22 protein-coding genes, 1 tRNA gene and 1 pseudogene are annotated in these 24,754 nt (G+C 57.4%); 10 read left to right on the top strand and 14 right to left on the bottom strand.

The annotated features are described in order from the left end of the window. Positions 1-12: 12 nt before the first annotated feature. The 7 genes and pseudogenes from JCM15831_RS00270 to argC all read right to left on the bottom strand — a co-directional run bounded on the left by JCM15831_RS00270 (position 13) and on the right by argC (position 6,982). Positions 13-1,302: an adenylosuccinate synthase gene (locus tag JCM15831_RS00270; protein WP_025821861.1), complete on the bottom strand. Its 1,290-nt coding sequence runs from the start codon at positions 1,300-1,302 to the stop codon at positions 13-15. Positions 1,303-1,314: 12 nt separating this feature from the next. Then, a complete protein-coding gene (locus JCM15831_RS00265) occupies positions 1,315-2,460 on the bottom strand; it encodes an ATP phosphoribosyltransferase regulatory subunit (protein ID WP_025821859.1) in 1,146 nt (381 codons plus the stop codon). Continuing rightward, a pseudogene (locus tag JCM15831_RS15405) lies at positions 2,457-3,616 on the bottom strand (phosphoserine transaminase). Before JCM15831_RS15405 ends, JCM15831_RS00265 begins: the two are co-directional and overlap by 4 nt. Before the next feature lie 101 nt (positions 3,617-3,717). Then, positions 3,718-3,801: transfer RNA gene (locus JCM15831_RS00255), tRNA-Leu, on the bottom strand. Positions 3,802-3,864: 63 nt separating this feature from the next. Continuing rightward, on the bottom strand, positions 3,865-4,569 hold the full coding sequence (locus tag JCM15831_RS19765; protein ID WP_156938671.1) for an EAL domain-containing protein: 705 nt from the start codon (positions 4,567-4,569) through the stop codon (positions 3,865-3,867). Beyond that, the gene (locus JCM15831_RS19760) at positions 4,533-5,834 is read right to left on the bottom strand and encodes a GGDEF domain-containing protein (RefSeq protein WP_025821856.1); all 1,302 of its coding nucleotides are present in this window, start codon (positions 5,832-5,834) and stop codon (positions 4,533-4,535) included. Before JCM15831_RS19760 ends, JCM15831_RS19765 begins: the two co-directional genes overlap by 37 nt. A 242-nt stretch (positions 5,835-6,076) precedes the next feature. Further along, positions 6,077-6,982, bottom strand: a complete 906-nt coding sequence (gene argC, locus JCM15831_RS00240; protein ID WP_025821854.1) for an N-acetyl-gamma-glutamyl-phosphate reductase — start codon at positions 6,980-6,982, stop codon at positions 6,077-6,079. Between the two features lie 67 nt (positions 6,983-7,049). Here argC and JCM15831_RS23165 point away from each other — a divergent pair, with 67 nt between their 5' ends. From JCM15831_RS23165 to JCM15831_RS15390, 5 genes are all read left to right on the top strand, one after another. Next, positions 7,050-7,721: an amino acid permease gene (locus JCM15831_RS23165; RefSeq protein WP_269530199.1), complete on the top strand. Its 672-nt coding sequence runs from the start codon at positions 7,050-7,052 to the stop codon at positions 7,719-7,721. Continuing rightward, positions 7,718-8,425 (top strand): amino acid permease, encoded by a 708-nt coding sequence (locus JCM15831_RS23160; RefSeq protein WP_269530198.1) that lies wholly within the window; start codon positions 7,718-7,720, stop codon positions 8,423-8,425. Before JCM15831_RS23165 ends, JCM15831_RS23160 begins: the two co-directional genes overlap by 4 nt. Before the next feature lie 40 nt (positions 8,426-8,465). Next, positions 8,466-9,275 (top strand): class I SAM-dependent methyltransferase, encoded by an 810-nt coding sequence (locus JCM15831_RS00230; RefSeq protein WP_025821853.1) that lies wholly within the window; start codon positions 8,466-8,468, stop codon positions 9,273-9,275. A gap of 81 nt (positions 9,276-9,356) precedes the next feature. After that, the gene (gene mazG / locus JCM15831_RS00225; RefSeq protein WP_269530197.1) at positions 9,357-10,139 is read left to right on the top strand and encodes a nucleoside triphosphate pyrophosphohydrolase; all 783 of its coding nucleotides are present in this window, start codon (positions 9,357-9,359) and stop codon (positions 10,137-10,139) included. 421 nt (positions 10,140-10,560) lie between these two features. Continuing rightward, positions 10,561-12,609, top strand: coding sequence for a TonB-dependent receptor (locus tag JCM15831_RS15390; protein WP_051528218.1), 2,049 nt, complete (start codon positions 10,561-10,563; stop codon positions 12,607-12,609). Between the two features lie 636 nt (positions 12,610-13,245). Here JCM15831_RS15390 and JCM15831_RS00215 read toward each other — a convergent pair. Together JCM15831_RS00215 and JCM15831_RS00210 are read right to left on the bottom strand one after the other, a co-directional pair. Beyond that, positions 13,246-14,517 carry an autotransporter strand-loop-strand O-heptosyltransferase gene (locus JCM15831_RS00215; protein WP_025821849.1) on the bottom strand — a complete coding sequence of 424 codons (1,272 nt, stop codon included), beginning with the start codon at positions 14,515-14,517 and terminating at the stop codon, positions 13,246-13,248. Between the two features lie 190 nt (positions 14,518-14,707). After that, positions 14,708-15,256, bottom strand: coding sequence for a TetR/AcrR family transcriptional regulator (locus JCM15831_RS00210; protein WP_025821846.1), 549 nt, complete (start codon positions 15,254-15,256; stop codon positions 14,708-14,710). Between the two features lie 243 nt (positions 15,257-15,499). Between JCM15831_RS00210 and JCM15831_RS00200 the strand changes: the two genes are divergently transcribed. After that, the gene (locus JCM15831_RS00200) at positions 15,500-16,246 is read left to right on the top strand and encodes a glucose 1-dehydrogenase (RefSeq protein ID WP_025821842.1); all 747 of its coding nucleotides are present in this window, start codon (positions 15,500-15,502) and stop codon (positions 16,244-16,246) included. Between the two features lie 55 nt (positions 16,247-16,301). On the opposite strand, the gene JCM15831_RS00195 is transcribed toward JCM15831_RS00200, so the two are convergent. Beyond that, positions 16,302-18,086 (bottom strand): DUF885 domain-containing protein, encoded by a 1,785-nt coding sequence (locus tag JCM15831_RS00195; protein ID WP_025821840.1) that lies wholly within the window; start codon positions 18,084-18,086, stop codon positions 16,302-16,304. Between the two features lie 263 nt (positions 18,087-18,349). Here JCM15831_RS00195 and JCM15831_RS00190 point away from each other — a divergent pair, with 263 nt between their 5' ends. The 4 genes from JCM15831_RS00190 to JCM15831_RS00180 all read left to right on the top strand — a co-directional run bounded on the left by JCM15831_RS00190 (position 18,350) and on the right by JCM15831_RS00180 (position 21,521). Next, positions 18,350-19,303, top strand: coding sequence for a metallophosphoesterase family protein (locus JCM15831_RS00190; RefSeq protein ID WP_025821838.1), 954 nt, complete (start codon positions 18,350-18,352; stop codon positions 19,301-19,303). Positions 19,304-19,441: 138 nt separating this feature from the next. Next, on the top strand, positions 19,442-19,801 hold the full coding sequence (locus JCM15831_RS21250; RefSeq protein WP_156938669.1) for a hypothetical protein: 360 nt from the start codon (positions 19,442-19,444) through the stop codon (positions 19,799-19,801). Positions 19,802-19,932: 131 nt separating this feature from the next. Next, positions 19,933-20,715: an anthranilate synthase component I family protein gene (locus JCM15831_RS15385; RefSeq protein ID WP_198024204.1), complete on the top strand. Its 783-nt coding sequence runs from the start codon at positions 19,933-19,935 to the stop codon at positions 20,713-20,715. Further along, entirely contained in the window at positions 20,712-21,521 is an 810-nt protein-coding gene (locus JCM15831_RS00180; RefSeq protein ID WP_025821836.1) for an aminotransferase class IV, read from the top strand. The genes JCM15831_RS15385 and JCM15831_RS00180 overlap by 4 nt, the downstream gene beginning before the upstream one ends. 27 nt (positions 21,522-21,548) lie before the next feature. Here JCM15831_RS00180 and JCM15831_RS22090 read toward each other — a convergent pair whose 3' ends face one another. From JCM15831_RS22090 to JCM15831_RS00165, 4 genes are all read right to left on the bottom strand, one after another. Next, positions 21,549-22,223 carry a phospholipase D-like domain-containing protein gene (locus JCM15831_RS22090; RefSeq protein ID WP_232227903.1) on the bottom strand — a complete coding sequence of 225 codons (675 nt, stop codon included), beginning with the start codon at positions 22,221-22,223 and terminating at the stop codon, positions 21,549-21,551. Next, the gene (locus JCM15831_RS22085; RefSeq protein ID WP_232227902.1) at positions 22,220-23,005 is read right to left on the bottom strand and encodes a phospholipase D-like domain-containing protein; all 786 of its coding nucleotides are present in this window, start codon (positions 23,003-23,005) and stop codon (positions 22,220-22,222) included. Before JCM15831_RS22085 ends, JCM15831_RS22090 begins: the two co-directional genes overlap by 4 nt. Before the next feature lie 42 nt (positions 23,006-23,047). Beyond that, a complete protein-coding gene (locus JCM15831_RS15375; protein ID WP_025821834.1) occupies positions 23,048-23,560 on the bottom strand; it encodes a hypothetical protein in 513 nt (170 codons plus the stop codon). A 256-nt stretch (positions 23,561-23,816) separates the two neighbouring features. After that, on the bottom strand, positions 23,817-24,695 hold the full coding sequence (locus JCM15831_RS00165) for an SDR family oxidoreductase (protein WP_025821832.1): 879 nt from the start codon (positions 24,693-24,695) through the stop codon (positions 23,817-23,819). Positions 24,696-24,754 lie beyond the last annotated feature (59 nt).

Below are 24,754 nucleotides of genomic sequence, written 5' to 3'. Positions count from 1 at the left end.
GCTTTTTTCGTCTCAATCTTCGAAAGGATCGCGCATCAGAATGGTGTCATCACGCTCGGGGCTCGTCGAGAGCAGCGTGACCGGTGCCTCGATGAGCTCTTCGATCCGACGGATGTATTTAATTGCGGCAGCTGGCAGATCGGCCCAGCTCCGCGCACCGAACGTCGTCTCCTGCCAACCGGGCATGGATTCGAAGACAGGCTTCAAACGTGCCTGAGCTGCGGGGCTCGACGGGAAAGACGTAATCGTCTGGCCGTCGAGTTCGTAACCGACGCAGATCTTCACTTCCTCGAACCCGTCCAGCACGTCCAGCTTTGTCAGAGCAATCCCGTTCACACCACCGACACGGGCCGCGCGACGGACCAGCACGGCATCGAACCAGCCGCAACGACGGGCACGACCTGTAACAGTGCCGAACTCACGCCCCCGTTCACCCAGCTTCTGCCCGACATCGTCGAACAGCTCTGACGGGAACGGCCCCTCACCCACGCGGGTCGTGTAGGCCTTGGCGATACCCAGCACGAAACCGACCGTACCGGGACCGACACCGCTGCCGCTCGCCGCGACGGCCGCGACAGTGTTGGAGCTGGTGACGAAGGGATAGGTGCCATGATCGACATCGAGCATGACCGCCTGTGCACCTTCAAACAGGATACGACGGCCAGCGCGGCGCGCCTCATCCAGCCGTTCCCAAACGGAACAGGCGAAGGGCAGCACGCGCGGGGCGAGCTTTGCCAGATGATCGAGAATTTCCTGCTTCGTGAATGTCGCAGCACCCAGACCCGCCAGAAGCGTGTTGTGATGCAAAAGCAGCTCATCGAGCTTCCAGTCGAGCGTTTCGGGCTCTGCCAGATCGCACAGGCGAATGGCACGACGGGCCACCTTGTCTTCATAGGCCGGGCCGATACCGCGTCCCGTGGTGCCGATCTTGCGATCGCCACGAGCCGCTTCACGGGCCCGATCGGTCGCAACGTGCAAAGGCAGAATTAGCGGTACGTTATCCGCGACCCAGAGTGTCTCGGGATTGACCACAAGACCCTGCTTGGAGACGCGATCAATTTCCGAGAGCAGCGCCTCCGGATCGACCACCACACCATTGCCGATCACGCCAGTCTTGCCGCGCACCAGTCCTGAAGGCAGCAAGGAAAGCTTGTAGACCTGATCGCCTACAACGAGAGTGTGCCCGGCGTTATGGCCGCCCTGAAAGCGGACAACGATATCCGCACGGCTGGCCAGCCAGTCCACGATCTTTCCCTTGCCTTCGTCACCCCACTGGGTGCCGATGACGGTGACGTTGGACATGCTCTTATCCCTTTACAGCGTGATGAGTTCGTCAGCGACGAAGATGAATGTGCAATTCAGGCGACGCGCCTCTGCCGCCAGATCCTCGACGAGGTCGTGACCGGCAACCGTGGCGTAGCCTTCCTTGCGAAGCCGCGCGGCCTCGGGTGAATCCTGCGTTTCAGCGGCAAGATAGACACGAGGACGCAGCGCGATAGGGCGTGCTGCGCGCAGCAGAACCTCAGGACGGAATGTCAGGCCGCAGGCCGCTTCGTCGCCTTGGGCCAGATAACGCCCACCACGACCAAGCTCCTCGCGTTGACTGCGGGCGAACACTGTCATGCAGATACCGGTATGATACTGCCACCCGCGAAACTCCGCCGGATCGACCGTCAGCCGAAGATGCGGCGCCCGTGCGTGCAGAGCCCGTACCACAGCGACGAGCCGCTCCGCATGCACCCGAATTTCCGCAGGCAGATCGATTTTTTCCAGAATGGCCAAGGCAGCAACGGAAGGGCCACAAGCCTCAACCAGCGCGGTCAGGACGGAAGCAACCGATCCCCCCAGCTCCGCGACAGCTGCCATATCCTTGCGATCTAGCGCATGAACGAGCTGGGCACGACGGGTACCCGTATAGCCAGACAGTGATACCAAAGCCTGGACCAGGGCGGGGCAGGACAGATCGAAAGAGTAATCGTCGATCCCCAGTTTTTCGAGCGCTTCCGCTGCAATCAGGACCACTTCACAATCGGCTGCGACTGAGTCGATGCCGATCAGCTCGATCCCGGCCTGGGTAATCTGACGCTCCCCCTCACGTCCCGGCGTCCCCACCAGAATGCAGGCCCCAGCATAAGACAGGCGCAGCGGGCGCGCCGTCGCAGCCAGACGTGTGGCCGCGATACGGGCAATCTGGGTCGTCATATCCGGACGGAGCGCCATCATGCGACGGGATTCCGGGTCCATCAAACGGAAGGTTTGCTCCTCGAGCGCCTGTCCGGCCCCATGCAGGAGCGATGTCTCAAACTCGAGCAAGGGGGGACGCACACGCTCATATCCATGGGCTGCAAACACATCCATGACCGATTCGATACCCTGCGCCTCGGCCTCGGCTTCATGCTGAAGCAGGTCGATAAATCCCGAAGGCAGAAGGGCAGTTCCGGGCTCGTCAGTCAGTTTCATGCTGTATGGTCCATCCTGACGCTTTCATAGGCCCAGTCGAGCCAGGGGAGAAGCGCTTCGATATCTTCGGCATCGATCGTTGCACCGCCCCAGATCCGCAAACCGGGTGGGGCATCGCGATAAGAGGCAAGATCGTAACCTGCTTCTTCCTTCATGATCTTGCTGGTCATTGCCTTGACGATCTTCTGCTGGGCCTCGACGGTCAGAGCTGTAAACCACGGGGCAACGATGCGCAGGCAGATCGACGTCGTCGAGCGTTGGGCTGGCTCGGCCGCCAGAAAATCCACCCAGTCCGTCTGCTCGACCCACTGGGCAACAACGTCGAAATTAGCTTTCGAACGCGCTTTAAGCGCAGTAAGCCCACCCAAGCTCTCCGACCATTTCAACCCATCCAGCGCATCCTCGACGCACAGCATGGACGGGGTGTTGATCGTATCGCCCTCAAAAATTGCGTCGATCAGCCCCTTCTTGTTAGTGAGGCGGAAAATCTTGGGCAAAGGCCGCGGCGAAGCGGTCTCCAGCCGTGCAATCGCACGAGGGCTCAGGGCGATCATGCCATGCGCTGCCTCACCCCCGAGAGCCTTCTGCCAGGACCACGTCACGACATCGAGACGGTCCCAGGGCAGATCCATTGCAAAGGCTGCCGACGTCGCGTCGCAGATGACCAGCCCCTCATGGTCTGCAGGAATGCTCTCGGCGTTGGGCACACGCACACCTGAGGTTGTGCCGTTCCAGGTCAGAACGACGTCATGCGACCAATCGATCTTCGAAAAATCGGGGAGCGCGCCATAAGGCGCCTCATGAACGGTCAGTGCCTCGATCTTCAGAACGTCGCGCAGATCCTGCGCCCAAAGCCCTGAAAAACTCTCGAACGACAGCACATCGATCGACCGCTCACCGGCGAGCGCCCAAAGAATCATCTCGACGGCACCCGTATCGGATGCAGGAACAATCCCGATCTTCCAGTCTTTCGGAGCTTCGAGCAGGCGGTGGGAACGGTCAATGACCTCCTTGAGCCGCGCACGCCCTTCCGGCGCCCGGTGCGACCGCCCGAGCAACGCGCCATCGAGCGCGCTCAATGTCCAGCCGGGCGCTTTGCGCAGGGGCCTGACGAGAAGAACGGGCGAGCAGGTTTTTTGTCTGGACGTTGGGGCATGATGGTCCGGCAAACTGGAAGAATGTCTGCGAGATATGCCGGAGGCAGACCCGACGGCGCAAGTCATGGCCCGGTCAACAGCATGTTTTCGATGAAAAATTTGGTACGAGAGGGGGGATTCGAACCCCCATGCCTTGCGGCGGTCGATTTTGAGCCGACTACGTCTACCGTTCCGTCACTCTCGCATAATGGACAACCTGTTAGCGAGGTTCCCGGGAAAACGCAACGGATACGCGCGAACGTGACACTCAGACCGGGAACTGCCGCGATCCCGCAAGCAGATGCGCAAAGCTTGTCGCAACTACAGGCGGAGAGAACAGAAAACCCTGTCCAGTCGGACACCCGATCTTCTGAAGCAGCATTAATTGCTCCTGCGTCTCGATCCCCTCTGCCACAACATCGACCGATACGGTCTCACCAAAACGGATAATCGCGCCGACGATCACTTCCATTGAAGGATCGATGCAGATCTTGCGGATGAAACTGCGATCGATCTTGATCGACGAGACCGGATAGTCTCTCAGGAAGCCCAGCGACGAATAGCCTGTCCCGAAATCGTCGAGGGTCAGCCGAACACCCGCACGACGCAACAAGGTAAGCGCCCGATGCATATAATGCTCACTGTTCTGGTAGAGCACGTGCTCTGTCAGTTCGAGCTCGATCTGACGCGCCGAAAGACCGAAGTGATCCAGGCGTGCCAGGAGTTTTTCGGCATAATCGTCCTGCATGAATTCGACAGGTGCCGCATTGATTGAAATATGCGGTGGCATCAGCCCCGCGCGGCGCCACAGTGCGATATCCTTGAATACGCGCTCCTGCACTCTGGCCGAGACGCGTGTCGCCAAATCGTAATTACGGAAAATCTCGGGAAACGACTCAGGCCCACAGGCTTTTTCTCCGGGGCGATGCCAGCGCATCAAAGCCTCAGCACCCGTGATACGCCCGTCCAACAATCTGACTTCGCCTGATAGGCAGGATAAATCAGATCCTGATCGAGCATCTGACGCACAGAATTGGTCTGGGCGGTCACCCCGTCAGCTCTTTTGGCCATACCCGGCTCGAAGAGGCGGAATCCCCCTCGTCCCTGAGCCTTGACATCGTTTAGAGCAAGCTGGGCCGCATTCCGGAGGCAAGGGAGCCGGTCCGTGTCACGAGGATAGATCGTCGCGCCGATACTTACCCCGAACCTGATCTGTTTGCTTCCATGACGGAAGGGCACATCGATCGAATTCAGCAGGGCCTGCGCGTACTCTGCCAGGCTTGCTGAATCCACGTCCCCTGTCACAAACGCGGAGAATTCGTCATCACCAGATCGCGCGATGTTATTCTCATGCGCGGCGACCGCTCTCAGACGACCCGCTACGAGCTTGAGCACCTGATCGCCGCATTCTCTGCCGAAGAGCTCGTTGAGATCTCCAAGATAGTCGACGTCGATCAGAAGTACGCCGAGGGATTTCCCCTCTTTCTGGGCTTGGGTGACCGCCTCTGACAACCGCGCCTCGAAATCAGCCCGTTGCTGAAGTCCGGTCAGACGATCAGGCGTTTTGTTTCGCGACGCCATCTCCCTGCCCAGAGCGCGGAACGCCCTTTGAGCCGAGTAGGATGCAGATTGAGCATTGAACCCTTTCTTCCCGGCTTCAGGCTTCCTGTTCGCCGTTGCCGCATCCTGTGTCTGACCGTTAACGGCGGTCACAGCGCCTTCGACGCGAAGCGCATCACGTAAAAGCTCGGGGCGGAGCGGAAGGACGGCCGCGAGATCAGCCGTCGTCTCGCATCCCAGCACGCTCGACGCTGCAGCCTGTACTGTTTCTTTCGAGAGCAGCCCTGTCACGTCAGGTAGCAGCGGCGTGGACACAGCCTCCGGGTGGCAGAACAGGATCCAGCCTCCGCTCTCGGATCCACCCATTTTCTGCCAGTGCAGATCGGTGGTGACCGGAACGCCATCGTGATGACGCAGCGCCACGTTTTTATGGACGCAATAGTCCTTCGGCGTGAGACAGCGTGCGGATCGGCACGCGATGCCGCAGGCGCGATCAAGCAACGCTGACCACATTATTGGCTCAGCAGCCATTTTCACACCGGAAAACTGCTCCCACCGCCTGTTCAGGTAGGAGATACGTCCATCAGCCTCGACATGGCAGACGAGCAAAGGCAGCCAGTCCAGCACATGACCGCCGACGCCCGGTCCTGCTTGCTTGGATGCTTCCTCCATCGACATGATGCCCTTTCGACCTATTCGAACCGGCCCAGTCGCCCGAGAAAAATCGTTATCGACTATAGGTCGGGAATCATGACCAGAACGTAAATTCTGCTGTGCGACCCATATTCTCTTAACGTTTTTTAAATCGCTACAAGCTTACGGGCGGCTTGCAAACCCGGAAACGTCATCCGGACCGCTTATAAACATTTTGTGTTTTGCACTACACATTAAGCGACAGCTCCCTCACGGGTTGCCTGAAGTCACGCCTCCAAAGCGCACATGAGACGAATATTCTGCAAAGCGGCGCCAGCGGCTCCCTTTCCCAGATTATCGAGGCGCGCTGTCAGCAGCACCTGACGCCGGGCCTCATTGCCGTGCACCCGCAACTCCATATCGTCACGATCAGCCAAACTCGCCGCGTCGAGCCTTGGGAGATCTGCCGCAGCAACGCTGACCTGAGACGCGCCATCATAATAGGCGTGAAGACACGCTTCGATATCCGACACACGCACAGTGCCGGAGAGATCGCTCAGATGCAGCGGGATCGACACGATCATCCCCTGCGCAAAATGACCAATCGACGGCACGAAGATCGGCCGACGAAGGAGCCCTGAGTACCGCATGATCTCAGGCACATGTTTGTGCTCCAGCCCCAGACCGTAGAGCTCGAAAGCGGGCCCATCTGCCTGCTCATGCGCTTCGATTTCAGAGCGACCACCGCCGGTATAGCCACTCACAGCGTTAATCGTGATCGGATAATCCGACGGCAACAGACCTGCGTCAATTAACGGTCGGAGCAGGCCTATGGCCCCGGTTGGGTAGCATCCCGGATTCGAGACATACTGTGCTCCGGCAATGCGGCCAGCTTGACCCGGATCAAGCTCGGGAAAGCCATACTCCCAATGATCGGCCACGCGATGAGCCGTGCTTGCATCGAGAAAACGCACATGGTCGAGCTCGGAAGCGAGGGCCACAGCCTCTCTCGCCGCGTCGTCAGGCAGACACAGCACAACGAGGTCGGCTTTTTGCATCATTTCGAGACGGGCCTGAGCGTCTTTACGCTTTGCAGGGTCGATGGAGAGTATCTCGACAGGCAGGGCGCGCAGGCGATCTCTGATCCCCAGACCTGTCGTGCCCGCCTCACCATCGATGAAGACCCGTGTCATCACTTCATTCCCTCACTAGAATATTCCATCTGGACGACCTAAGCGTTTACATGGCTTTGTCCACTGCATGATGGATAAAGATAAACTTTCACACCAAGGTTTTTCTCCCGAAGGTGCCGCCTCGCTCTCGCAGGGCGGCAAGCTCAAGGATCGTCACATCGCCATGATTGCCCTCGGGGGCGTGGTCGGTGCAGGCCTTTTCATCGGCAGCTCTGCCGCAATCGCTGCCGCCGGCCCCGCCATCCTGCTGACCTATATGGGCACAGGGCTGATGGTCGTCATCGTGATCCGCATGCTGGGTGAAATGCTGCTCGCTCGTCCCGGAATCGGGACTTTCATCGATTGTATCCGCGCGGCGCATGGGCATTGGGCCGGCTTCCTGTCCGGCTGGCTCTACTGGCTGTTCTGGGTGGTCACGATTGGCGCAGAGGCCATTGGCGGTGCCATCGCCATGCAGGACTGGATCAATCTTCCGGTATGGAGTCTCGCCTTTCTTCTGATCATTGTCGTGAATTTGATCAATCTCGTTTCGGTACGGGTCTTTGGCGAATGCGAATTCTGGCTCTCCCTCGTCAAGGTGGTCACGATCGTTGCCTTTTGTGCGCTTGGCCTGCTCAGCCTGAGCCACTTCATCGGTCCCCATCCGAAAGTCACCCACAACGTACTCGGTCATGAAGCTTTTTCCCTCATGGCTGGGGTGCCGTCCTTGCAACGGTGCCAACTGTTCTCTTCTCGATGATCGGCTCCGAATCCGCGACGGTCGCCGCCGCAGAATCGGAAAACGCCGAGGAAAGCGTCGCGCGCGTCACACGCACCATCGGTGCACGCGTCACCCTCTTCTATCTGCTTTCGGTGATTCTGATCCTGACGCTCGTGCCCTGGACCTCGATCGAACCCGGCTACTCCCCTTTCGTGACGGTCATGCGTCACATCGGTGTTCCGGGCGCCGCCATGCTCATGCAAATGGTGGTGTTCACTGCCATCCTCTCCTGCCTGAACTCGAGCATCTACATCACGTCGCGCACCTTGATGGGTCTTGCCGAACTCCGGGACGCACCGAGCTGGTTTGCCGCTCTCTCCCGTCGACACGTTCCCCAGCGAGCTGTCATCTTCTCGAGCCTGGTCGGGCTGGGCGTTGCCTTCTGCTCGATCCTCTCTCCCAAGCTGATTTTCGCCTTTCTGTTGGGAGCGACTGGCGCGGTCATGCTGCTGATTTATGTGCTGATCGTGTCCTCTCACAGGATCTTCCGCCAGGCCGATCCTCAGAACCGTGCCTTCACCCTTCCGCTCGGGAATGCGCTCAATTTCGGCATGATCGGCGGCATCGGTCTGGTTGTTCTCGCCATGCTCATCCAGCCGGCGCAGCGCCAGACCATCACGGCTAGCCTTGTCAGCGTCGCTGCGATCCTCGCGCTCTATGCCTTGTGCCGCAGAGGGCGATAGGACAGAGTTCCCAACCTCAATCATGATCAGGATGACCGGTATGAAGCCCAGCTGCACTCTCTCCCTCATCCTGACCAGTCTGGTCTGGGCGTCTTTCCCTAACGCTCAGGCCCAGCCCGCTGCAGCTTCGTCGGCGACGCGCACGCCCGACAGCGCTATGTCAGCATCTCTGCTCGCGTCCGAGGCCCGTCCGGCCGCTGATCGCGCGCGTGACGCCCTGCGCAAACCACAGGATCTCCTTGCGCTCGCACCACTTCAGAAAGGGGCCGTCGCAGCCGATCTGATGCCGGGAGGAGGCTATTTCACGCGTTTGTTGAGCCTGGAAACGGGTCCGTCCGGTCAGGTCTTTGCCGTCGTGCCCGCGGAGATGGTCGCGCGACATCCCCAGATTGCACAAAAAGCCAAGGCCATTGGCGGTAGCCCGGATTTCGGCAATGTCTCGGTCGTCGTGACGCCAATTGTCGATTTCCGCGTCGATAAACCGCTGGACCTCGTCTGGACCTCGCAGAACTACCACGATGTGTACGGCGGAATGGGACCCGAAACAGCTTTGCGTATGGACAAGGCCATCTTCCAGGCACTCAAGCCTGGCGGTATTTTCATGGTGATCGACCATGTGGCCCTGACCGGCACCGGAACGACCGCACCGAACACCCTCCATCGCATCGACCCGGCCCTGATTATCCAGCAAGTTGAATCCGTCGGGTTCCAGCTCGTCGCCAACAGCGCCGTCTTGCGTAACCCGGCTGACAGCCACACGCTGCCGGTGTTCGATAAAGCGATCAAAGGCCACACGGATCAGGTCGTCCTGAAATTCCAGAAGCCATTAAAGCCAAAATTCGACGACTGATCCGTCGAACATGCCCATAAGTGGAAAGCCACGAAAACGCTGTCTGTACGCGGCGGCGCCCCCATATTGCCGGAGCCTGTCTTGAACGCTGCTGAAGAACTCGATCGTCTGCTTTCCATCATGATCCGTCTGCGCGATCCGCAGACCGGCTGCCCGTGGGATCGGGTTCAAACACACGAAACCATCGCTCCTTTCGCAATTGAGGAAGCCTATGAGGTCATGGACGCCATCGCCCGCGAGGACTGGCAGGCACTGCCCGATGAGCTGGGCGATCTGCTTCTGCAGGTAATTTATCAGGCACGCATCGCCGAAGAGGCGGGACGCTTCAACTTCGCTGATGTCGCGCGTCAGATCAGCGACAAGATGATCCGCCGTCATCCGCATGTCTTTGCCGATCAGGAGCTCGATTCCGATCTCTGGGAACGCAACAAGCAAGCGGAGCGCGCAGCAAAATCGGAATATGGTGTTCTGGCAGGCGTTGCTCCCGCTCTCCCCGCGCTCATAAGGGCCGAAAAACTGGGCAAGCGCGCCGCCCGTGTGGGATTTGACTGGGACACTCCGGAGCAGGTTCTGGAAAAAATCAACGAGGAACTCGCTGAGGTGCGCGCCGAATTGCCACTCGGCGACAAGAGCCGTCTCGAAGACGAGGTGGGCGATGTTCTGTTCACCGTTGCCAGCCTTGCCCGCAAGCTCGGCCTCGATCCGGAGGCCTGCCTGCGCCAGGGCAACGCCAAATTCACCCGACGAATTGAAGCCATGGAGGCTATCCTGGCCGAAACCGGCTCCACGCTCTCGGATCTCGATCTTGCCGCACAAGAGGCCCTCTGGCGCGAGGTCAAGATAAGGCTCGCTTTCCCTCTGTAGAGCTGATTGAGTTCGACGAAGTAGCGCACAGCAACCCTCAGCTTTTCACCAAACACAAGACCGGGAGGTCGTAGAGGGCCTGCGGTTCTATGCTCATCACACGCCTTACGTTCAGACGGGAAGTACCCTATTTCGACGAATTCTTGTTGCGAATGCTTCTTATTATCATATATTTAATCTCATTGTTTTTAGGAATCCAGCAAGGTTGCCACTTTGAGCTATTTACTTCTCGCTGCGTTGAATCGACGTTCGTTTGCTTTTTCTGCCGTTCTTGCGATGTGCACAGCTTTACCAATCCCAGCAAAAGCACGGGATCGCTCCCAAACTAATCCAAATTCGGGAGAGAGAGTCCCTCGAGAAAATATGAAGGATAAAAAAAACGAGGGATGAGCACATCCTCGTATACGCAAAGCGCGAAAATATGATGCAGGTATTATCAGGTGGCAACCTTGGTGCACTTGGTAACCTAAAAGGCCTCGATACTCCCTTCAATATAAGAACCTACACATCGAGCCTCATTCTTAATCAACAATCTCGAACGCTAGGCGAAGTCCTCTTAAACGATCCCGCCGTGCGCACGACTTACGGTTTCGCCAATTATTCGGAAACATTCGTTATTCGAGGCTTTGAAACCAAGAGCGGTGACGTCGCACTTGACGGGCTCTACGGGGTGGCACCAGACCAAATTGTTTCGCCGCAACTTTATGAGAAGGTTCAGGTTCTTAACGGCCCGAGCGCTTTTTTATTCGGTGCTGCTCCTGGTGGCTCCGCGCAGGGTGGCAATATTAATTTAGAGTTCAAGCGTGCAAAAAATAAACCCATCACGCGTATCACCGCCGATTACACGGGGAGCTCTATGGGCGGTGGGGCCATTGATATCGGTCGACGTTTTGGGCGCGATAAGGCATTCGGCTTGAGGGTCAACGTGGCGGGACGTCGCGGGACGACAAGTGTTGATCGAGAGCGTCGTCATTCTCTGGTCGCAGGTGCCGCATTTGATTGGCATGATCCATCTAAGCATACTCGTGTTGCGATCGACCTTGATTACGAAAACGAGGGTGTCAATGCTGGGCGTTTGGGAGTGTTCTTCCCATACAGATCGAATTCATCGAACCCGATTGCCGTTCCACGTCCTCCTTCGCCGAGCACAAATTACGCTCAACCGTGGTCTTATACGGATCTAAAATATATCTTTGGAAAATTGAAAGCCGAACATGATTTTGGCGACCATCTAACAGTATACGTAAATTTCGGCGCGTTAGGCGGGGACGAAAAAGGAAATTACGGAAATACGACGATTATTAACACACAGACAGGAGATGCTTATAACGGAGGGACTAATGGCCCCGATCAGGTAACAAATGAAAGTGTGCAAAGTGGTGTGCGTTCAAATTTCGAGACAGATCCTATCAAACATGAGGTAAATGTCGGAGGTTCAGCGCTCTGGAATAGAGATGCCACTGGTTATGCATCAACAACTGATGACACCAGACAGTATACGAATATTTACGATCCAATTTTATCTCCACTTCCGCCGCCTGAGACTGATATTAGTGGCAATTTTGGAAAATCAAACTTAGCCAATCGTAAGCGTCTTTGGAGCTTATTCTTCTCCGATACAGTCAAGATGTTTGATGATAGGTTTTCATTAACTGCCGGATTTCGCTTTCAGAATATTGGAATAAACACTTACGATTACCAGCGTGACGATGGACAAAGTATAAACAGGTATTCAAAAGGGAAGATTAGCCCAATTATAGGATTTGTATTTCATCCCACGCGTCACTCAGCATTATATTTCAATCGGATTGGGAGTCTCGCTCCAGGTTTAACTGCGCGTGGCAATGTTGTTAACAAGGGCCAGATCTTTCCACCATACGCGACAATTCAATATGAAGCAGGAGTCAAATACGATACTGGTCATTTCACGACTACAATCGACGTTTTTCAATTGAATCAACCGAATGGGGTAAATATCCCTATTGGTGACTCCGGTAAGCAGCTCTTCGTGCTAAACGGAACGCAACGGAACCGCGGGGCTGAGCTCAACATTAACGGTCGAATACTGAAAGGATTACGCTTTAATGGTGGCACCTCAATCATAGAAGCAACGCAACTAAATACCTTTGATGCTCCGACAGAAGGGAAGCGTGCCGTCGGGGTTCCCGGTTACTACATAAACGGAAACCTTGAGTACGATTTACCGTTTGTCGAAGGGGCCACCGTTACAGGACGTGTCGTCCAGACCGGGCATCAATGGGTAGATCAAGCTAATACTCTACGAATACCGAACTGGACGCGCTTCGATCTTGGTGCCCGTTGGAGTTTTGTTGTCGACCACAAGGCTTTGACGGCAAGATTTGGTGTAGACAATATCGCTAACGCCCGTTTCTGGCAGAGCAGTTTCAATGGTTATTTGATCCCCAACTTGCCTCGTACCTTCAAGTTGTCAGTGACTGCAGACCTTTAGGCTTTGTCAAACCTCTTAAACAGACTGCGCTAGAGTTCTTATTAGAAGCATAGCCCCCACCGCAGTCAACATAGAGAGGCTTTCACTAGGCAACGCATCGTGGACGCTTCATGGCAAGGTACCAGTCCTGACGGGACCACCTGCCATTTCGCGCCGTGCCGGTGGCGGCAGAAAATCGCAAATGCAGTCCAACGCAGTTGGCACAGCACACGTTCTCTTCCTAAGACGCGCCGCGTTAACCTGAGGCTCGCAGATTTGCCACTCATCAAGGGATAACACAGCACGCCTCATGCTCATCACGAAAAGCGGCAACACCAAACCTCACCTTTCCGCCAGAAGATCTTAGAGCCAATCTACTGGAGATCGATACCCAGGGGATAAAAATGGCTGTTTTACAGAGCTCCATTGAAACGATGAGAACGCAATGAACCACCATATTTAACTAACAGATCGAACTCGACAATAAAACGTGCAGAGCTTCTCTGTGATCTCAAGATTGTAGGATCATCTGCACTGGTATGAGCCGCAGTGCATTTTATCGCGACGCAAATGTTATATTCTGCCTCTGTTGGGCACTCGGCTAAAGGTGGATTGTTTTCTAGTTGGGACTACATGCCGACACCTTTAACGCAAAAATCAGGCTTCTAAAGCGTCAGCGATGTTTTTGGTAACCACGTCAGTTGAAATCAGTTTGGAACACTCGAACTGCCGCTCGGTGTTGGCGTGCCTCGGGCACCAGAGAAAATCATTATGGTCGAACATGTGACGGGGGTCGTTCCAACAGGAATTGCAGGCATGCCATGAAATGATCCGCCAAGGCGTCTGAAACTCGTTATTCGGATGCGTAAAGCCGGAGATCATGACCGTCTTCGTGCCTGCAGCCCAGGCGAGCCAGCTCAGGCCAGAGCTCAGACCGACAAAAAGATCCGCGTGTTTGAGCCAGCGTGCACGCTCCGTCAGAGGACGATTACCTGTCTGATCTTCTGCCCCATGGGGTATCTGATTCCAGACGATGCCAGTACCGCTATAGGGCTTCTGATCGATGCAGATCACGCGATAGCCACGCTTTTTGAGAAACGCTATGACGCCCAGCCACCCGCCCGGGTTATTCCAGTATTTGCACTGCGACGAGGCTTGGGTTGCAATGCACACATAAGGCTCTTCGATCGGACGTGTATCGTCTTCGAGGACGATTTTCGGCGCTGACTCTGTGGGATCGACTCCCAGAATGTAGCCCGCCGTGCGATGCAGACCGACATAGCGGAAATCGCAGGGCTGATTAATATTGTCAGTATCATCGAAAAAGAGACCGACATGATAGGTCGCGTAGATCTGCGAACGCAGGGGGCTTTCTTCGAGATCTTCCTTCGTCGTCAATTCGATTTCAGGATAGGCCTTGGCGAAAAGCGGGATGAAAACACCTGCCAGACAACAGATAACCCGCGCCCCGCTCTGCTCTGCAAAACGCGCCACATAAGGGAACCAACCGAGCGTATCACCGAGAGTTCCGACAGGGAGCTGCACCAGCACAATCTTGTCACGTGCATCGAACTCATGATGCAAAACCTGAGTTTCTGTGCCGTCCGACGCAATACGCTGCACATCGATTGCAAAACGAATATAGAATTTCTTGGTCGAAGAGAGGTGCCCCTCTTCAAGTTCGCCCTGATAGATAATCGTTGAATTATCCAGATCCGTCAGTGTCGCCCGCCAGCGCCCGTCAGGCTTAGGCGGCAACAGAACGCGGGCGCCCCAGTTGAAGTCGAAATAAATGCCCTCTCCCGCATCATTTGTCGGCAGATCTGTCGGCACCAGATAAGGATTAGGCTCCGCAGCAGCCTCTTTCGAGCCTCCAGATGAAGCCCGTGCCTCGGGGTTAGGAGCGTTGGCAGAGCTTTCTATGGACATTGACTGCTTTGATGCCTTTACAAAAACTGGTGGAGCCCGAGAGAGACGTGTCGGAAATACTTCTTCTAATTCGTGCCCACATTTAGGGACCAGCTTTTCTTACTTCAACGCGTAAAACGCCTTGCTCTCTTTCATATGATAACGATCTTTCCTCATATTTCACGCTCATCACCTCTGAAAGCTCCATCCATCAATGGTCGGGACGGGCATCTAGAAGGCCCGCAGCAACGCGACCAATTTCGATCAATTTTTCGCGGCTTGCTCCGTCACGGGCCTGAACGCCGAGCCCCTGCAGCACGGTGCTGAAAAAACCTGCCAGGACATCGATCTCGAGACGGGGCGCTAGATCTCCCTCCTTAACCCCGATGGAAAGGCGCAGGCGCATCGCGTCCTCACTGAAGCGCCTCATATCGATCATCATCCCTTTCAGCCGGGATTGAGCCGGAGAGCATTGCGTAACCGCTGCTGCAATCATGCATCCTGCGGGTCGATCGCTCCGCGTGAATTCATACGCAGCAACCTCGAAGAGCGAGCGGAAGGCTGCTGCCGTTGTCGCGCTATCAGCCAAAGCTGCGTTAAACCAGGTACCAGCCTGCTTTGCATAAGCCTCGATCGTCTCGTGATACAACGCCTCCTTGCTCCCAAAGCTGTTGTAGAAACTCGAGGCGCTGATCCCCATGACTGCAATCAGCTCATCGAAGCTCGTCCCCTCATATCCACGGTCCCAGAAAAGACGCATGGCGGCATCAACCACTGCGTCCCGGTCAAATGCGGGAGGGCGGCCCCTCGGCCGCCGAGTGGTCGAACTTTTTTTTGGATCCATCGCTCCAGAAATCCTTGAAACCCGAGACTGACGCCTCATATGCATGATGTTGGAGCAATCGCTCCACAAATAAAGACATGGACCCTACTCTTTTCCCTCTTTGCGTATGCCGAACCGTTTTCTCCAGGCCAGGCACGCAGCCCTTCAGGAAGACCATTCATGAGCAAGCTCTCAGGTAAAGTCGCAGTCGTTACGGGTGCCTCCAAAGGAATTGGGGCCGAAATCGCCCAGGCTCTGGCGAAGGAAGGGGCTTCGGTTGTCGTCAATTACGCTTCCAGCCGCGAGGGGGCGGACAAGGTCGTCGCCGCCATTACCGCTGCAGGCGGCAAAGCCGTCGCTGTGCAGGGCGATGTCTCGAAGAAGAGCGATGCAGGCAACCTGATCGACAAGGCCATCAGCAGCTTCGGTCGGCTCGATATTCTGGTGAATAATTCGGGCGTCTATGAGTTCGCCGGGATCGACGACATCACAGAATCCCATTTCCATCGTCTCTTCGACATCAATGTGTTGGGCACCCTGCTCGTCATTCAGGCCGCGAGCCCGCATCTTGGTGAAGGCGGTAGCATCATCAATATCAGCTCGGTCGTCTCGCGCGTTACTCCGGCCCATTCTGCCGTTTATACCGGCACGAAGGGAGCCATCGACGCCATCACCAGCTCACTGGCGAAAGAGCTTGGGCCGCGTCAGATCCGGGTCAATGCGATCAATCCGGGCCTGATCAAGACTGAAGGAACGCAGACGGCCAGCGTGATCGGGTCGGAGATGGAACAGGGTGTCATCGCCCAGACGCCTCTCGGTCGTACAGGCACCGTGCAGGACATCGCCCCCCTGGCCGTTTTCCTCGGCTCAGACGACTCCCGCTGGCTCACGGGCGAGACCCTTATCGCCTCGGGCGGCCTTCGCTGACCTACGCAGGCAGATCACGGGAAGTCATTCCCTGATCTGCCTGATTTTCACCCTCTCAGGGCGCGTGATGTTTTTCGGCGGCAATCCAGTCTTTGACACGCTGACGCAGCAGAGCAAGCGGCATCGCGCCTTCGTCCAGAACGAGATCGTGGAAGCGCCTCTCATCGAATGCAGTGCCGAGCGCTTTTTCGGCCTGATGGCGCAGATCGAGAATGGTTAGCTCCCCGATTTTATAGCCGAGCGCCTGACCAGGCCATGAAATGTAGCGATTGGTCTCGTTCTGGATATTTTTCTCCGCAAGCGCCGTGTTCTCCCGCAGACAGGCCAGTGCCTGATCGCGTGACCAGTTTTTCCAATGAATACCCACATCCATGACCAGACGGCAGGCGCGCCACATTTCCATCGAAAGCTGACCGAACCGTTCATAGGGCGTTGGATAAAGTCCGATCTCGCTCACGATCTGCTCGGAATAAAGCGCCCAGCCCTCCACAAAGGCCGTTGTCGCATAGTCGCGTCGAAATCCCGGTAGATCGGACATCTCCTGCGCCAGCGCGATCTGGATGTGATGCCCGGGCACACCCTCATGCGCGACCAGAGACGGCAATTCGTAAAGCGGTCGCTGATCGAGATGCGAGGTATTGATCATCAGCCCACCCGAAATCCCCAGAGCCGGGCTCCCCGGATCGTAACGCCCGGTCGTGTAGCCTTCTTCAATCGCGCGCGGCACCTCGCGCACACCATAAGTCAGACGGGGCAATTTGCCGATCAGCCTTGGAAGTTCGCCATCGATCTTCTTGGCGAGGAAACTCGCCCGCTCGAGCAGCGCCTGACGTGAGGTGACATAAAAGCGCGGATCGGCCTTGATCGTCGCAACAAACGCCTTGAAATCCCCGTGAAAGCCAACCGCATCCATCTGATGCTGCATCTCCCGATGGATACGTGCGATCTCGGATTGCCCGAGCTCGAAGATACGGTCAGGGGTCAAACTGGTCGTGGTCTCGCTCTTCACGAGATAGGCGTAATAAGCGCGCCCGTCTGGCAGGGAGGACGCACCAAGGCTGTCACGGCTTGCCGGCAGATATTCGGTCTCGAAAAACCGGGCCAGCGCCTGTTCGGCTGGTTTGATCTTCTCATGCACGATCCGCTCGCCCTCGGCGCGGAGCGACTGACGCAACGCGGCGGGCATGGTCTTGGGCAGCGTGTCGAAAGGACGCAGGGCAGGATTATCCCGCTCGGGAAGTTCTGCCTGCCCTTTAGCCGCATGCAGGGCGATTTCAGCGATCAGGCGCGGCTGGACAAATTGCGTGGCAATGCCTCTGCGCATATTCTCCGTCTGCTGGGCATCATAGGTGGCGATACGCGCCATGCGGACCAGCCAGTGCCGTGCGTCAGCTTCACTGCGCAACGGCGTATTATCGGCCGCATAGCCGACTTCCTGATAGAAGCCTTCATCGCTAGTGAAGGGGATACGCGAGGGATCGAATTTCTGCCCTTCGATCGCCAGATCATTCTCCCAGATCATCAGCTGTGCACTCAGCAACGCCTCGCCCTTAAGCGTCGAGAGATCGAGATGAGACAGACGCTCCCTGAAGGCCAGTCTCTGCTTCAGTCTTGCGGCCTCAGCCTGAGGCGTATCATCAGGCCAGCGCTCGGCAGCGTCCTGATCGCCCCGCGATGCCGCAGAAACCGGATCGAGCGCTGCGGTGAACCGGTCATAATCGCTGACAATGCTGTCGATCCCGTCTGCTTTGGCCTGGAGTGGCAGAAGCACGAGGCTTGCCCCCATCAGAAGAGCAAGTTTGCGGCCTGTATCGCGCCTGTTTTTCTGCTGCCTGAGCATCGCATTTCCTGACAAAACGGTTCGACGTCATAACGACCATTTCCGCTGAATGCGTCAATGGAGACCCGGTCAGAAATGAGCCAAACTTCCTAGCCCAGGTCCCGCATCGTTACATTTTCGATGCCAATCGAGGGACAGCCCCAGAAGCTCAAACACACGGGACACAAGCCCGTCATGTCACCGAAACTTAACCCAAGTGCGAGAGGGGCGGCGGTATTTCTTCCGGCACTCTTCCTCCATTTTTCCGCCAACAGGGTGCTTTCATGCTTCTACCAAGACGCCGGTTTCTTCGTTCCGCAGCCCTGACCGGCCTTGCTGCGGGAACGGTCGGTCTCAGTGACCGCGCTCTTGCGCTCGTGCCTCAGCGCCCTGCTCTGCTGCCCCACGAAACGTTCAATTTTCTCTTTCTGACGGACACGCATATCCAGCCTGAGCTGGCCGCCTCCAAAGGCTGTCTCGATTGCTTCCGCCAGGCACGAACGGCTCAGGCCGATTTCACCATTCAGGGGGGCGACCATGTTTTCGACGCGCTCGGTGTGCCGAAATCCCGCGCCCTGAGCCTGATGGATCTTTACAAGCAGACAGCCGAGACGCTGGGCCATCAGGTTTACAACACGATGGGCAACCACGATTGCATGGGCATCTACACCAAGAGCGGGATCGAGCCCTCAGACCCGCTCTACGGCAAGAAATATTACACCGACAATTTCGGCGCGCCCTATTACTCCTTCGACCATAAAGGCGTGCATTTCATTGTGCTGGATTCCATCGGCATCACGCCCGACCGCGCCTATGAAGGGTATATCGACCCGGCACAGCTCGCCTGGCTGAGCCACGATCTCGCCTCGATGCCGGTTGGCACACCGGTGATCGTGTCGACCCATATTCCGCTTGTCACCGCGGTCGACGACTACGCCCCGCCTCCCGGCAAGGCCCCGACCCATCAGGGCATACGCGTCAAAAATGCCTATCAGGTGCTCGACCTGTTCGACCATTACAACGTGATTGGCGTTTTTCAGGGCCACACCCATGTGTACGAGACCGTTGTCTGGCACGGCATTCCCTACATCACCGGCGGTGCCGTATCGGGAAACTGGTGGCACGGCACGCGGCTGGGCACGCCTGAGGGCTATCTGAGCGTACGCGTCGAGAAGGGACGCGTCATTCCCGACTACATCACTTACGGCTTCAAAACCATCGACCCAAAAAACACCTGATCGACACGACTTTCCGCGCGCTCTGGACGAGCCGGAACGCGCGGAGTAAGGCCAGTCCATGCGGTTTTTCGTCCCCATGACCCCGGTCTGTCGTCCGCTCTGCGATGAAAAGCCCCGACAGCACGGCGGGCTCACCTGATGCTCGTCAAGGAACTGCCCTGGCGCTCGCCAGACGCTTTCATCGCGCAATATGGAAACGAACCCTGGTCTGCGCTTCTCGACAGCGGCGGCGCAGCCAATGACCGTGCGCGCTGGTCGTTTTTCTGCTGCCGCCCGTCTGCGACACTGAAGGGTGACACGCCGTCGGACTGGGCGCGTCTGGCTACGCTGCTTCCGCCAGAAACGCAGGCGTCCTCCCTGCCCTTTACCGGAGGGCTGATCGGTCTTGCGAGCTACGAGGCCGGTCTTGCTCTCGAAAAGATCCCCTCTCGTCATGCGCCTTTCATCCCGGACCTGACCCTCGCCCGTTATGAGGCGCCTTCGTCTTCGACCGTCTGAACAAACAGCTCTTCTGGGGCAGTTTCTGCGATGCGCCCCCTCCTGTTCCCTTGCCGCGCTGCTCAGCGCCCACCGTTTCGCTCCCTCCCCTGACTTTCACGCCCGATCTTGACCGCGACGGGTTTTGCGATGTGGTGAGGGACATCATTGCCCGTATCAATCAGGGCGAGCTGTTTCAGGCCAATCTGACAACGCAGTTCCGAGCCATCCTCGAAGCCCCGCTCTCAGCAAGCGCGCTTTATCGTCGGGTAAGGCGCGTCTCTCCTGCTCCTTTCGGGGCCTATTTCAACACGCCGGATTTCGCCCTCCTCAGCGCTTCAGTCGAACGTTTTCTCAGCATGGACTACAGGCTCATCGAGACGCGACCGATCAAGGGCACGGCGCCACTTGGGCAGTCGCCGGAAGAAGACAGCATTATCGCCTTGGCTCTGGCACATGACGACAAGGAATATGCCGAGAACCTGATGATCACCGATTTGATGCGCAACGATATCGGTCGCGTCGCGCATCTCGGTTCGGTGCATGTGCCCGATCTGTGCAAGGTCGAGCGTTTCACGCATGTGCATCATCTGGTTTCGGCTGTTCGCGGACAGCTCAGCGACGGTCTGACCGCGCTCGATCTGCTGCGCGCAACGCTGCCTCCCGGTTCGGTGACAGGTGCACCCAAACATCAGGCCCTGAAAGTCATCGACGCAACTGAGCCTGCGTCACGAGGCGCCTATTGCGGCAGTCTTTTTCGTATCGGGGCCGACGGCGCTCTGGATAGCAGCGTCGTCATCCGCAGCCTCGTGCTCAAATCCGATTGCCTCACTTTGGGCGCCGGATGCGGGATTACCACGCTCTCGGACCCCGAACGCGAATATGAGGAACTCCTCCTCAAAGCTGCTCCCCTCCTAGACATGTTCCGGCCATGACCTATGCCTCGCTTAATGGAGATCTGATCACCACGGATCAGCTTGCGATCGATCCCTCGGATCGGGGCTTTCTGCTCGGTGATGGTGTGTTCGAAACCATGCGTCTGAGCCGGGGCCGCATCAGGCGTCTTGAAGCGCATCTCGCCCGATTGGCTGAAGGCGCGACGCTCCTTCAGATTCCTCTTCCGCCTGTAGACAGGCTGCGTGCTTCCCTTGAGGCTCTCATCGAGGCCAATGGTCTGCAGTCAGGGTCTTTACGGCTGACGCTGACCAGAGGACCGGGACCCCGAGGGTTATTGCCTGCCGCCAAAACGTCTCCCACACTTCTGATTACACAGGCCTCACCTGCGCCCCCATCGGGCCCATGTCATCTTCATCTCAGCCGTTATCGCCGGGACGGCAGCTCGCCCCTCAGCCGAATCAAACATCTGAATTATTTGCCGCAGATTCTTTCCCGCCTCGAAGCCGATCAGGCAGGATATGACGACGCGCTTCTTCTGGCTGCCGATGGCGTGCGTATTGCCGAAGCAAGTGCTGCGAGCCTTGTTGTTCTCTCACAGGGGCGACTGGTTACGCCTCCTTTGCACGATGGCGCGCTAGCAGGCACAGCGCGTGCCGAGCTGCTCCGGTTGGGTCTATGCAAGGAAAGAAGCCTGACTCTCGATGACCTCAAAGCTGCCGAGGCGGCGTGGCTTGTGAACAGCCTGTCGCTCAGGGAAATCACCGGGATACTCGACGACGCGATTGCGCAAGACGCAGCGTTGACGAAACATCTGCATGACTGCCTTTTCGAACCCGTGCCGTGATGCTCGCCGTCAGAATTTAGCAACGCGTCAGAGCACGGGGCCGATCATGGCCAGCGCGTTGTGCCACAGACGGCGATGCCAGGGCCAGGCACGCACGGCCTCAAGCGTGACCTCATCCGAGGCATCGAGATAGCTCTGCTGCCGCGCCCGTATCTCGGCCGTAAATGCCTCATCACTGAGCAGAATATTGTTTTCGAAATTGAGGTCAAAGCTGCGGCGATCTAGATTGGCAGAGCCGATCATGGTCATGCGCCCATCGAGTGTCAGCGCCTTGGTGTGCAACAGGCCATGCGGGTATTCGAACAGACGCACGCCAGCTTCCAGAAGCTCTTCATAATAGCTGCGGCTCGCTCCGGCGACGATCCAGGAATCATTGCGCGCCGGGACGGTCATCGTGACCCGAACGCCCCGCCGTGCGGCGGCGCAAAGCGCTGCCTGTATAGGCTCATCGGGCACGTAATAGGGCGTCGTCACCGTCAGCTCTGTCGCCGCAGCATTCATGAGCGACGTGAACACTTCCGGCATCGCGGCATAACGCAGGGCTGCGCTGGTCCCAATCACCTGTGCGACGAAGCCGTCCTGCTCTTCCGTGATGTCAGCGGCAGCGATGAGCGGACCGAGATCCTCCTCCGTATGCGCCATCCAGTCTGTCGCAAAGAGGTGCTGGTTCTGCAGCACGACCGGACCTTCAAACCGTGTCATGAGATCGACCCAGGCGCAAAACGCGCCTTGACGCGAAATTCCGGGTCAGCGCAGTTCTGACTGCCACAATAGGTCAGACGATTATCGATCACGACGATCTTGCGGTGATTGCGCATGTCCATACGGCCATGCAGCGGCCAGGTGATCATGTTCCCCATTGGCATCGCACGCACCAGATGTGCGCCGGCCTGCTCCATTTTCTTCCAGGCCGGATGGGCGATCAGGCGACGCGATCCCAGCTCGTCGGCCATCACGCGGCAGGTGACGCCACGCGACGCTGCACGACAGACCGCGTCGATGATTTTTGTCCCGTTTCGATCTGTCAGCCAGATATAGAAACAGATGTGCACGTGATCGATCGCCGCATCGATATCGCGCACCATGGAGTCGATTGCCGCATTTGAATCCGGCATCAAAATCGCCCGGTTACCGCCCTGCGGCAGGTAGCCGCTTGCCGATTGCCCAACACGAAACAGCGGCGCCAGACGGGGCGGCAAATGATATCTGCCCTCCGCGTCGATCAGATCGTCACTTTGCTTACCCGGAACGGGCAGCGCCTTGCGCGCCTCGTTGATCCGGGCGACGAGACGGCGCCCCATATTGGTTTCGCCTAACATCAGATAGGCGAGTGTCCCGATCACTGGCAGGGCCGCGATGATCGCAATCCAGGCGACGCGTGAGGCCGGTTGACGATGCGGACGCAGCAACGCTCGCGCAATGAATACCATCTGAACGGCAAAGTTCAGCAAGGCCCCTGTCAGGCGCCAGCCAGTCATTTCCATGAAAGGACGCTCTTACCCCCTGCGTCTCGGCTGCAAGGCGATTTACTGCGCTGCAAGCTTTTCGGTTTTGTCGGGCAGGAGCCTGAAACGCAGGCGCATGACCGAAGCGCCCACATGAGCGCCAGAGATTTGCATCTTGAGATCGAGCTTTACACCGTACTGGTTTTCAAGCACGGCCGCACCGACACCTGAACCGACAGCCGCATCGGCTTTGACCGTCCAGTACGTCCCATCGAACTGATCGAGCTTCGCAAGGTCTGTGACCGTGCCCGTCCCCTTGACGTTGATATAGCCAAGAGAGGCGATCCCGCCGCCACCGATCTCGAAGCGATAATCCTTGCCATTATGGTGCAGGATCCCTTTGCCCCACTCATAGCCGAGACCGCCGCCAACTTCCTTGAGGGTAAAGCTGATCGTGGTTGCCGCCGTGTCGGCTTTGGGAGCAGAGATCTGCGAGACCATGTCGGTCGAGGCAGCAGAACCAGCCAGGGCAGGCAGACTGAAGAAGCAGATCGGCAGGGATGCGGCGAAAGCCGCAAAAGAACGTGGGTACATGACCTTCGTCTCCTTCATGGTCGACCGGACGCGCCATCCGGGTCTCGAAACCTGGCCTGTCCTGAACCCATCTTACTCCCGATCCCGGCCCCTGCAAATCACCATGTTCCGAAGAAGAAGGCCCGTCAGGAGAAAGAACGGCCGCGCAAAGGTTTCTTCTGGAGTGGCCACCTGTCCCGCGCCTTGCAGCGGGGACAGGGATCAGGATGAAAAACAGATTGGGGAGTGTTCTCCCCAATCCTTCTTTCGGCGAGGCTCAGAGCTGCGGCATGGCGCCGTGAACGGGCAGCAGGGCCCCTGTGGTGTAGCTGTTATCGGGATCTGCCAGATAGACATAGGCACCGGCCAGCTCCGAAGGCTGACCCGGACGTCCGGTCGGAGACTGGGAGCCGAATTTTGCCTGTTCCTCTTCCGGCATGCCCGTAGCAATGAACGGCGTCCAGATCGGACCGGGCATGACAGCGTTCACCCGGATGCCCTTCTCGACCAGGCTTCCTGCCAGGCTGACCGTGAAGTTCGCGATGGCTGATTTCGTCATCGAATACGGAATGAGAATCGGCAAGGGCGCGCGCGTGTTGACCGAGGACGAGTTGATGATCGCTGCACCCGGCTTGAGATGCGGGATTGCTGCCTTGGTCAGATAGAACATGGCATGCACGTTCGTATCGAAGTGACGGCGCCATTCCTCATCGGTGATGTCGAGAAAATTCTCTCTCGGATGCTGGAACGCGGCATTATTGACCAGAATATCCAGCCCGCCGAGCTTTTCGACCGTCGTTGCAACAAGCTTTTCGCAGACGGATTTCTCTCTGATATCCCCCGGCAGAAGCACGCATTTGCGACCGGTTTTCTCGACGGAAGCGGCAACTTCCTTCGCGTCGGTTTCTTCCGCATCGAGGTAGGAAAGGGCAATGTCCGCGCCTTCCTTAGCGTAAGCAATGGCAACCGCGCGACCGATGCCTGAATCGCCGCCGGTGATGAGAGCGACGAGACCTGAGAGGCGATTGCTACCCTTATAGGAGTCTTCGCCGTAATCAGGCTGCGGCTTCATCTTGGCGGAGACGCCCGGAAATTCCTGAGGCTGGGCCTCAAAAGGAGGACGAGGATGGCGTGTGCGAGGATCGATCAGCGGCATGAGACTCATCTCCGAATAAACAAGGACGAGCATCCAACGAGGACAACGGATAAGGGTTT

The organism is Asaia astilbis JCM 15831 (genome assembly GCF_000613845.1).
Lineage (GTDB): Bacteria > Pseudomonadota > Alphaproteobacteria > Acetobacterales > Acetobacteraceae > Asaia > Asaia astilbis.
This window is presented reverse-complemented; position numbering and strand designations above follow the sequence as displayed.